The organism is Neoroseomonas soli (assembly GCF_018129065.1).
GTDB classification, from domain to species: domain Bacteria; phylum Pseudomonadota; class Alphaproteobacteria; order Acetobacterales; family Acetobacteraceae; genus Neoroseomonas; species Neoroseomonas soli.
The window spans coordinates 1-9,690 of the sequence record NZ_JAAEDM010000124.1; the positions used below are offsets into that span (position 1 = coordinate 1).

The 9,690-nt window shown below is 71.8% G+C and carries 8 protein-coding genes; 2 read left to right on the top strand and 6 right to left on the bottom strand.

The genetic code is table 11. From position 1 onward, the window contains the following. On the bottom strand, positions 1-238 hold a 238-nt coding region (locus GXW76_RS23735; protein ID WP_211864623.1), incomplete at its 3' end, for a hypothetical protein. A gap of 269 nt (positions 239-507) precedes the next feature. Then, positions 508-1,215 (bottom strand): ribonuclease activity regulator RraA, encoded by a 708-nt coding sequence (locus GXW76_RS23740; protein WP_246514665.1) that lies wholly within the window; start codon positions 1,213-1,215, stop codon positions 508-510. A gap of 333 nt (positions 1,216-1,548) precedes the next feature. Here GXW76_RS23740 and GXW76_RS23745 point away from each other — a divergent pair, with 333 nt between their 5' ends. Beyond that, on the top strand, positions 1,549-2,448 hold the full coding sequence (locus tag GXW76_RS23745) for an LOG family protein (protein WP_211864625.1): 900 nt from the start codon (positions 1,549-1,551) through the stop codon (positions 2,446-2,448). A 226-nt stretch (positions 2,449-2,674) separates the two neighbouring features. Here the strand turns inward: GXW76_RS23745 and rdgB are convergent, their stop codons facing one another. Further along, positions 2,675-3,292: an RdgB/HAM1 family non-canonical purine NTP pyrophosphatase gene (rdgB, locus tag GXW76_RS23750; protein WP_211864626.1), complete on the bottom strand. Its 618-nt coding sequence runs from the start codon at positions 3,290-3,292 to the stop codon at positions 2,675-2,677. Beyond that, complete coding sequence (rph, locus tag GXW76_RS23755; protein ID WP_211864627.1) at positions 3,289-4,005, bottom strand: ribonuclease PH; 717 nt, start codon at positions 4,003-4,005, stop codon at positions 3,289-3,291. Before rph ends, rdgB begins: the two co-directional genes overlap by 4 nt. Positions 4,006-4,132: 127 nt before the next feature. Here rph and hrcA point away from each other — a divergent pair, with 127 nt between their 5' ends. Then, entirely contained in the window at positions 4,133-5,206 is a 1,074-nt protein-coding gene (gene hrcA, locus GXW76_RS23760; RefSeq protein ID WP_211864628.1) for a heat-inducible transcriptional repressor HrcA, read from the top strand. Positions 5,207-5,329: 123 nt separating this feature from the next. On the opposite strand, the gene GXW76_RS23765 is transcribed toward hrcA, so the two are convergent. Further along, a complete protein-coding gene (locus GXW76_RS23765; RefSeq protein WP_211864629.1) occupies positions 5,330-8,149 on the bottom strand; it encodes a [protein-PII] uridylyltransferase in 2,820 nt (939 codons plus the stop codon). 15 nt (positions 8,150-8,164) lie between these two features. After that, positions 8,165-9,690: DNA mismatch repair protein MutS (mutS, locus tag GXW76_RS23770; RefSeq protein ID WP_211864630.1), on the bottom strand; the 1,526-nt coding region annotated here is incomplete at its 5' end.

Genomic DNA, 9,690 nt, shown 5'->3' on the forward strand with positions numbered 1-9,690 from the left:
GACGCGCCGACGCCATGGCCGCCGCCGATCCCGTGGCCACCATCGACCCCCGCCGCGCCACCGGCGCCGTGGCCGCCGCCGGCATTGCCGGCACTGCTGCCGCCACCACCGCCTGGGCCACCACCGGCACCGCCACCGGCACTACCGCCGCCTGCGCCACCACCACCACCGGCACCGCCACCCCCGCCGCCGCCACCTCCTCCGCCGCCACCACCGCCGCCACCGCCGCCACCGCCATGGGCTTCGGCAGGGGCCGAGAAGGTGAAGGCGAGCAGCGGCGCCGCCGCGACGGCAAGCGCACCGGCGAGCAGCAGGGACCGCGTGGAGAAGGCGAAGAGGCGAACCGTGATCAAGGCCCTAATCCCTTTTCTCAAAGGTAGCGGGCGCGGGATACCAACATCCGGCGCCGCTTATGCACGGGGGACAGTGTCCCCGCACGCATCGCACGGCAATCATTCCGTGCGCTTCCGCACGGAACCGTGATGCCGAGCCCCGCGGAACGGGCGGCTACCGCCCCATCGCCTTCCGCCAGGCCTCGTAGATCGGCCGGTTCGCCGGGTCCGTCATCGGGTAGAGACCGCGGATCGTATGCCCGGCGGCGACGCGTTCCTGCACGAAGTCCTCGAACACCGTCTGCTCGAAGGCCTCCTCGGCGACCTCGTCGGCGATCTGGGCGGGGATGCAGACCACGCCTTCCCCGTCACCGACCATGATGTCCCCGGGATGCACGCCGACGCCGGCGCAGGCGACGGGCACGTTGAGGTCCACGCAGTGGTGGTGGATCAGGTTGGTCGGCGCGGAGGGGCGCGCGTGATAGGCCGGCCAGCCCATCGCCGCGATCTCCGGGCTGTCGCGGAAGCCGCCGTCGGTGATCGCGCCGGCAACGCCGCGCGCCTTCAGGCGCGTGATCAGGATGCCGCCCGCGCTCGCCGCCCGCGCGTCGCCACGGCTGTCGATGACGAAGACCGCGCCGGGCGGGCATTCCTCCACGCCCCTGCGCTGCGGGTGCGCCGGGTCCTTGAAGACATCGAGCCCGTCGAGGTCCTCGCGTGCCGGGATGGTGCGCAGCGTATAGGCAGGCCCCACCAGGCGTGGCGCCTCGGGCGCCAGCGGGGACAGCGCCAGGAAGACGTTGCGGAATCCTCGCTTGAACAGAACCGTCGTCAGCGTGGCGGTGGAAACCTGCGCGAGCTTCGCGCGCGTCCCGTCCTTCATGTCCGTTTCACTCCGCATCCTTGGAGATTTTCCAGTACACCGGCCCCGGGGAGTCGACGATCCCCCGAGGGCGCGCCAAGCGAACGCCAGATTGAACCTGCCAAGGGATACGCCGGACACGGTCCCGGTGGCGTGGCAGGAATCTCCCCCACCGGGCGAAAGGCATGGCCGCCGGGGAGGGCGGGCGGAACCGCGCCCCCGGACACCCCCGCAACACGGATCATGGTGTTTCCTGCCTCGTCCGGATTCAGCATTCTGCCCCTGCGCGCTACGATCCGATTCGGCGGACTGCGCAGCAAGATGAATTCGGCCCGCCGTCGGAAGGAAAACGGCATGCCCGACAACGGCGCGCAAAAGCGTTCGCGCTCATTCCTATTGGCAGTCGAGGACCAGGAATTCCTGTTGCGCGACGAGATGCGCCCTTTCCGCTTCGGCATGGAATACGCCAAGGCCGAATACGCCCTGCGCGACTGGGGCGTCCGGTCCACGGTCGTCGTCTTCGGCTCGGCCCGCGTGCCAAGCCCGGAGGACGCCGAGGCCCGGGCCGCGGCGGCGAAGACGCCGGCGGAGAAGCGCGCGGCAAAGCGCGCGATCGAGCAGTCCCGCGTATACGAGGAAGCGCGTGCCTTCGCGCGCATCGTCTCCCTGCGCGGCGGGGCGCTCGCCGTGACCGGCGCGCCGCGCGACAACGTCATCGCCACCGGGGGCGGGCCCGGCATCATGGAAGCGGCGAACCGCGGCGCCTCCGAGGCCGGCGCGCCGTCCATCGGCTTCAACATCACGCTGCCGCAGGAACAGAACCCCAATGCCTGGTCCACGCCCGCGCTGACCTTCCGCTTCCACTACTTCGCCATGCGCAAGATGCACCTGGCGATGCGTGCCAACGCGCTGGCGGTCTTTCCGGGCGGCTTCGGCACCTTCGACGAGTTGTTCGAACTGCTGACCCTGGTGCAGACGAGCAAGGCGACCCCTCGCCCCATCGTGCTGTTCGGCCGTGACTTCTGGGAGAAGGCGGTGAACTTCCGCCTGCTGGTCGAACAGGGAATGGTCGAAGAAAAGGATCTCTCGCTCTTCGAGGTGGTGGACACGCCCGAGGAGGCCTGGGCCAGCCTGGTGCGGCGCGGGCTGGAGGCACGCCCCCCGCCGGCGTCGAGCGAACCGCCGCTGGTCGCACCGAAGCATCGGCGGCAGCCGGAACGGGAACGGATGAAGGCGCCGGTGCCGAAGGGGTAGAGGCGGCGGCGCGGGGAGGGCCCTGCCCTCCCCGGACCCCACCCGCCAGAGGCCGAAAGGCCTCTGGACACCGGAACCCGACCGGGAATGCCCAGGGCACGGCGCGCGGGCTCGCCGAGGATTCCCGTCCCCGGCATCCCCGATGAAACTCATGGGTTCCAAGGGCCTTTCGGCCCTTGGTGGGGGGAGGTCCGGAGGGGGGGCAAAGCCCCTCTCCGCCTGCGCCCTACCCCGGCAGGCAGGCCGCCGACAGCAACACGAAGGCCGTCGCGCGGTGGCTGATGCGGTGCTTTTCCACCGCGTCCATCTCGCCGAAGGTTTCCTCCCGGGCGTCCGGCACGAACATCGGGTCGTATCCGAAGCCGTGGGTGCCGCGCGGCGGCCAGACCCAGTGGCCCATGGCGCGACCCTCGAAGCCTTCGATGTGCCCGTCCGGCCAGGCGAGCACGAGGGCGCAGGAAAACCAGGCGCTGCGATCCTCGAAGTCCTGCGCGACCTCCATCACCTTGCGCATGGCGTCGCCGTAGTCGCGCGATCCATCAGGCTGCATTGCCCAGTCCGCCGTGCGGACGCCCGGCGCTCCGGCCAGCGCGGCGACGGAGAAGCCGGAATCATCCGCCAGCGCCGGCAGTCCCGAGGCGCGCGCCGCGGCCAGTGCTTTGATGCGCGCATTGCCGAGGAAGGAGTCCTCCGTCTCCTCCGGCTCCGGCAGGCCGAGCTCGCCGGCGCTGACCGTCTCGATGCCGTGGGGGGCGAGGAGGGCGGAGACTTCCCGCAGCTTGCCCGCGTTGTGGGTGGCGATGACGATGCGCTCGCCGCGCTGCAGCCGGCGGTGCGGGCTCACAGCCCGACCGCCTCCCGCTGCCTGGCGAAGAGCTCCGCCGTGCCGCTGCGCGCGAGGCCGAGCAGCGCCAGCAGTTCCGCATCGGTGAAGGGCGCGCCCTCGGCGGTGCCCTGCACCTCCACGATGCCGCCGGCGCCGGTCAGCACGAAGTTCGCGTCGGCGTCGGCCTTGCTGTCCTCGGCATAGTCGAGGTCGAGCACCGGCGTGCCCTGCCACACGCCGCAGGACACCGCCGCGACCTGGTCCCGCAGCGGGTTGCGGGTGAGGATGTTCATCCGCCGGCAATGCTCGAAGGCAAGGTGCAGCGCCACCCAGGCCCCGGTGATGGACGCGCAGCGCGTGCCGCCGTCGGCGGTGAGCACGTCGCAATCGATGGTGACGGTCATTTCGCCCATCGCCTTCATGTCGGTCACGGCGCGGAGCGAACGGCCGATCAGGCGCTGGATTTCCTGGGTGCGGCCGGACTGCTTGCCGCGGGCGGCCTCGCGGTCGCCGCGGGTGTGGGTGGCGCGCGGCAGCATGCCGTATTCGGCCGTCACCCAGCCCTGGCCCTGGCCCCGCAGGAAGGGCGGAACCTTGCCCTCGACACTGGCGGTGCAGAGAACCTCGGTCACGCCCATGCGGATCAGGCAGGATCCTTCGGCATGGCGGGCGGCGCCGGGGGTCAGGCTGACGGCGCGCAGCGCGCCGGATTCGCGGCCGGAAGGGCGCATGGGCAGGGTTCCTCGGGGGTGCAAGCGGCGGAAAATGGCGGGCCGGCCCGCCCGCGTCCAGCCCCTGGGGCGTTGACCCGCGTCAAGCCCCTCCCTACCTTTTGACCAGCCCGAGAAGCATCGAGAGATGGGACCAACGCCCAAACTCCCTCCCGGCCCGGCCGGGGCGACCCTGGCGGGCCTCGATAACCGCAGCGCGCTGATCCTTCGCGAGCTGGTGGAAACCTATGTCGAGACCGGCGAGCCGGTCGGATCGCGCACGCTGTCGCGCCGGCTGCCGCTCGGGCTTTCCCCCGCGACCATCCGCAATGCGATGGCGGATCTCGAGGATGCCGGGCTGCTCTACGCGCCCCACACCTCCGCCGGCAGGCTGCCGACGGAACGCGGGCTGCGGCTCTTCGTGGACGGGCTGCTGGAATTCGGCGCCCTGGGGGAGGAGGAGCGGGACGCGATCTCCGCCCGCTGTGCCGCCTCCGGCCGGTCCTTGCAGGAAACGCTGGGGGAGGCCGGGCAGATGCTCTCGGGCCTCGCCGGGGCGGCGGGGCTGGTGGTGGCGCCGACCGCGGAAGGCGCGGTGCGGCATATCGAATTCGTCGCCCTCGGCCCGGGGCGCGCGCTGGTGGTGCTGGTGCATGACGACGGCCAGGTGGAGAACCGCGTCATCGAGGTTCCGGCCGGGCTGCCGCCTTCCGCCCTGCAGCACGCATCGAACTACCTGAATGCCCGACTGGCCGGCCGGTCGCTGGAGGAAGCGCGCGGCATCATCGCCGGGGAGATCTCCGCGAACCAAACCGCACTCGATGCGCTGACGCAGCAGGTGATCGAGGCTGGCCTCGGCACCTGGACCGGTGGGCAGGGCGGGTCGCTGATCGTTCGCGGCCAGGCGCGGCTGCTCGAAACCATCGACCAGGCGGCGCGGGTCAGCGAGATCAAGCGCCTGTTCGAACGGCTGGAGCAGCAGGAGACCATGCTGCGCCTGCTCGACCTCGCGCAGCGGGGCGAGGGCGTGCAGATCTTCATCGGCGCCGAGAGCGGACTGTTCGACAGCGCCGGCCTGTCGATGGTGGTCGCGCCGTTCCGCAACGGGGCCGAGAAGATCGTCGGCGCCATCGGCGTGATCGGCCCAACGCGGATCAATTACGGCCGGGTCATCCCGGTGGTGGACTATACCGCGCGCGTCATCGGCCGGCTGCTTGGCTGAAGCCCCGTGCATCGCCGGGTGCGATGCGCTCGGGCGCGGAGTCGACGCGGCTCCGATCCCGCTGGCGTCGCATCGCAATGCCGGCGGGCTTCCGTCGCCGGGGAGGTTCCCCTCCCCTGGCCGTCACGCGGTTCCTGCCACCGCCCGTGTCGCCACCCCGCCGCCGCCCGGCGCGTCCGTAACCTCCAGCGCCGTCTCCAGCGCACGCCTCAGCGTCGCGAGCTTGCGCTCGTTCTCCACCTTCAGCCCGAACACGTCCTTCACGTAGAACACGTCCACCGCGCGCACGCCGTAGGTGGTGATGTGCGCCGAGGCGATCTGCAGCCCCTGGTCGCTGATCGCCGCCGTCACGTCATGCAACAGCCCGGGGCGGTCGCGGCCGTTCACCTCGATGACGGTGTGGGTGTTGCTCGCGTGATTGTCGATCACCACGCGCGGCGGCACCGTCACTGCGCGCAGCCTGGCAGGCTCGCGCTTCAGCTTGCGGATCTCCTCGCGCATCCGCAGCCGGCCGGAGAGCGACTGTTCCACCAGCACCGAAAGCCGCGCGAGACGGTGCGGGGCCTCGAAGGCGCCGCCCTGCGCGTCCTGCACCCAGAAGGTGTCGAGCGCCATGCCGTCGGTCATGGTGTGGATGCGCGCATCGACGATCGTCGCACCCGCCACCGCCAGCGCACCGGCGATCTTGCTGAACAGGCCGGGGTGATCGGTGCAATAGACCGTCACCTCCGTCACCGCGCGGCTTTCGAGCACGCGGCTGCGCACGGTCAGCGGCGCATTGGCCTGCTGCGCCTCATGGATCATGGCGGCGTGGCGCGCATGCGTCTCGGGATCGAAGGAGAGCCAGTAGCCGGGGTAGCCGAGGGCGAGGAAGGCATCGACCTCCGCCTTCGGCCGGTCGGCCAGCAGCATCGCGGCGGCTTCCTTGGCGCGGGCCACGCGGACATCGCGCTCGGGCACCGAGAGCCCGCCGGCCAGCACCTCGGCGACGCGCCAGTAGAGTTCGCGCAGCAGCGTCGCCTTCCAGCCGTTCCACACCTTGGGCCCGACCGCGCGCATGTCGGCGACCGTGAGCACCAGCAGCAGGCGCAGCCGTTCGGGGGACTGCACGACCTCGGCGATGTCGAGGATGGTCTTGGGGTCCTCGATGTCGCGCTTGAAGGCGGTCTGGCTGATCAGCAGGTGATGCAGCACGAGCCAGGAGACCGTCTCGGTCTCCTCCGGCGTCAGGCCGAGCAGGGGGCAGATGGCATGCGCCAGTTCGGCGCCGATCTCCGAATGCTCGCCGCCGCGGCCCTTGGCGATGTCGTGCAGCAGCACCGCGACATAGAGCGCGCGGCGGGACTGCAACTGGCCGATGAGCTCGCTCGCGACCGGCGCGATCTCGTTGAGCCCGCCACGCTCCATCGAGGCCAGCACGCCCACCGCCTCGATCGTGTGCTCGTCCACGGTGAAGACATGGTAGGTGTCGAACTGCATCAGCCCGACGATGCGCTGCCAGTCCGGCAGCAGGCGGGAGATCAGCCCCGCCTCGTTGATCATGCGCAGCCAGGTGCCGGGGTCGCGGCCCGAAAGCAGGTCGAGGAACTCGGCGCTCGCCTCCTTGTTCCCGCGCAGCCTGGCGACGTGGCGGGCGTGGCGCACGATGGCGCGGAAGGCGAGCGGATGGATCTCGAGCCCCCGGTCGCGCGCCATGCGGAAGATCCGCAGCATCAGCACCGGGTCGATGGTGAAGTCATGGCCGGGGGCAGCGATGATCTTGCCGTCGGCGAGCGCGAAGCCCGCTTCCGTCAGCGCCTTGTCGGAGGCCGGGACCACGGCGGGCGGCCCGAGCGAGGCGCGCTCGATCGCCGGCTCCAGGATGCGCGTGAAGCGCGCCACGTCGCGGGCGGTGAGGAAGAAGTGCTTCATGAAGCGCTCCACCCCGTCCTGCAGGCCGTGGCGGGTGTAGCCCATGCGGGCGCCCACCACGGGCTGGAGGTCGAAGGTCAGGCGCTCCTCGGCGCGGCCGGTGACGAGGTGCAGGTGGAAGCGGACGGTCCAGAAGAAGTTCCAGGCGCGGCGGATGGCGCGCGCTTCCTCGGGCAGCAGCAGGCCGCCGCCGGGGCTCTCGGACCCCACCAGCTCGGGCATGCGCTGCACGTTGAAGGCGTAGCGCGCCAGCCAATAGAGCGTCTGCAGGTCCCGCAGGCCGCCGCGGCCTTCCTTGACGTGCGGTTCGACCAGGTAGGGGCTTTCGCCGTAGCGCGAATGGCGTTGGGTCCGCTCGGCGCGCTTGGCCGCGAGGAAGGGCTTCAGGCCCCATTCCGCGCGGGCCTTGCGGAAGGCCTCGGCGAAGCGCTGGAAGACGGCATCCTCGCCGGCGATGTGGCGGGCGTCGAGCAGCGCGGTCAGCACCGTCGCATCGCCCCTGGCGTCCACGATGCAGTCGGCGCGGGACCGCGTCGCGTGCCCCACCTTCAGCCCTAGGTCCCACAGCAGGTAGAGCATGAACTCGACCGACTGCTTCGCCCGCGGGCCCATGGCCGCGTCGGTCAGGAACAGCAGGTCGATGTCGGAGAAGGGCGCGAGGACGCCGCGGCCGTAGCCGCCGGTGGCGACCAGCGCCCAGGGCTTCTCGCCCTCGCCTGGCGGCAGCACCGCCTCGGTATAGGCGTGGATGCCGACCATCACCGTATCGGTCAGCGCGGCGAGCCAGCGCGCGGCGGCGAGACCCGAGAGGTCGTGCGCCTCGAAGGCCTGCTGCACCCGGTTCTGGATGCGGCCGAGATGGCGGCGAAGCGTGGCGACCGCATGATCCCGCGGCACGGGGCGGCCGTCGGGGACCAGGTCCGCGATAATGGTCGCGAGCGCGACCGGCGGTTCGCCCGCGACGGGGGTCGGTCTCGACGCCGAGCCTTTAGCGGGTCCGGCGGTCAGTCCGGCAGCCTCCAGGGATGTCATCGTGATGCAGACTACCTATTCCGCGGCGTCCGGGACAGGGTCCATCAACGATTTGAGGCGGTAGACGAGGTCCAGCGCCTCTCGCGGGGAGAGGGCATCGGCATCAAGTTCCGCAAGCGCGACGAGGGCGGGGTGCGCGGCGGGCGCCGGGGCCGCCGACGCCCGGGCGAAGAGCGGAAGCTCGTCCGACAGCGGATCGAGGCCGCGCGCGCGGGCCTCGAGCGACTTCAGCACCTCCCCCGCGCGCGCCAGCACCGGGCGCGGCACGCCGGCGAGCCGCGCGACGTGCACGCCCCAGGAACGTTCCGCCGCGCCAGGGCCGACGCGGTGCTCGAACACCACCTCGCCCCGCCATTCGCGCACCTGCATGTGCGCGGGCGTGAGTTCCGGCAGCTTGCCGGCGAGCGCCGTCAGCTCGTGGAAATGGGTGGCGAAGATGGTGCGGCAGCGGATGCGGTCGTGCAGCGCCTCCAGCACCGCCCAGGCGATGGCGAGCCCGTCCCAGGTCGCGGTGCCGCGCCCGACCTCGTCCAGCACCACGAGCGATCGTGAGGTCGCCTGGTTCAGGATGGCGGCGGTCTCGGCCATCTCGACCATGAAGGTGGACCGCCCGCCGGCGATGTCGTCCGCCGCGCCGACGCGGGAAAAGAGCCGGTCCACCAGCCCCAGCCGCGCGGCTTCCGCCGGCACGAAAAGCCCCGCCTGGGCGAGGATCACCAGCAGCGCGTTCTGCCGCAGGAAGGTGGACTTGCCCGCCATGTTCGGCCCGGTGAGCAGGCAGAGCCGCTGCCCCGGCGAGAGGTCGCAGTCATTCGGCACGAAGGCCGGGCCGCGGGCGCGGGCGAGGGCGGCTTCCACCACCGGGTGGCGGCCGGCGGCCACGGCGAAGTCCGCGCGGTCGGCGATCGCGGGGCGGCACCAGCGGCCGTCCGCGGCGAGTTCCGCGCCGGCGGCGTGGACATCGAGTTCCGCCATGGCGGCGGCGGCAGCAGCGATCCCCGGCGCGGCGGCGAGGCAGAGCCGGCGCAGGTGCTGCGCCACCAACCGTTCGCGCTTCGCGGCCTGCTCCCCCGCCTCGGCCACGCGGCGGTCGAGGTCCGCCAGCGCGGCGCAGGTGAAGCGCATGGCATTCGCCATGGTCTGGCGGTGGACCGGGGCCTGCGGACCTTCCTTCGGCGCCTCGCGCAGCAGGCGCTCGCCCGCATTGGACGGGACCTCGGCGAGGAAGCCGAATTGCTGGTGGTGGCGGATCTTCAGGCTGGCGACGCCCCAGGCCTGTGCGAGGTCCATCTGCAGGGCGGCGATCGCCTCCCGCGCGCCATCGCGCAGGGTGCGAAGGGCATCGAGTTCGCCGTCATAGCCGGCGGCGATGAGGCCGCCATCCTCCAGCCGTGCCGGCAGCGGGTCGGCCAGCGCGCGGGCGAGTTCGGCACGCGGGCTCTCGGCCGGGCGCAAGACGTCGCGCGCGGCGGCGACGAGCGGCGGCAGGGGCGGCACGCCGGCGGCGTCCTCCAGCGCGGCGGCCATGGCCTCGGCGCGCG

Coding starts and splice junctions, on each gene's coding strand:
- GXW76_RS23740 (WP_246514665.1), bottom strand. CDS start 1,215: ATGAAGGACGGGACGCGCGCGAAGCTCGCGCAGGTTTCCACCGCCACG.
- GXW76_RS23745 (WP_211864625.1), top strand. CDS start 1,549: ATGCCCGACAACGGCGCGCAAAAGCGTTCGCGCTCATTCCTATTGGCA.
- rph (WP_211864627.1), bottom strand. CDS start 4,005: ATGCGCCCTTCCGGCCGCGAATCCGGCGCGCTGCGCGCCGTCAGCCTG.
- hrcA (WP_211864628.1), top strand. CDS start 4,133: ATGGGACCAACGCCCAAACTCCCTCCCGGCCCGGCCGGGGCGACCCTG.
- GXW76_RS23765 (WP_211864629.1), bottom strand. CDS start 8,149: ATGACATCCCTGGAGGCTGCCGGACTGACCGCCGGACCCGCTAAAGGC.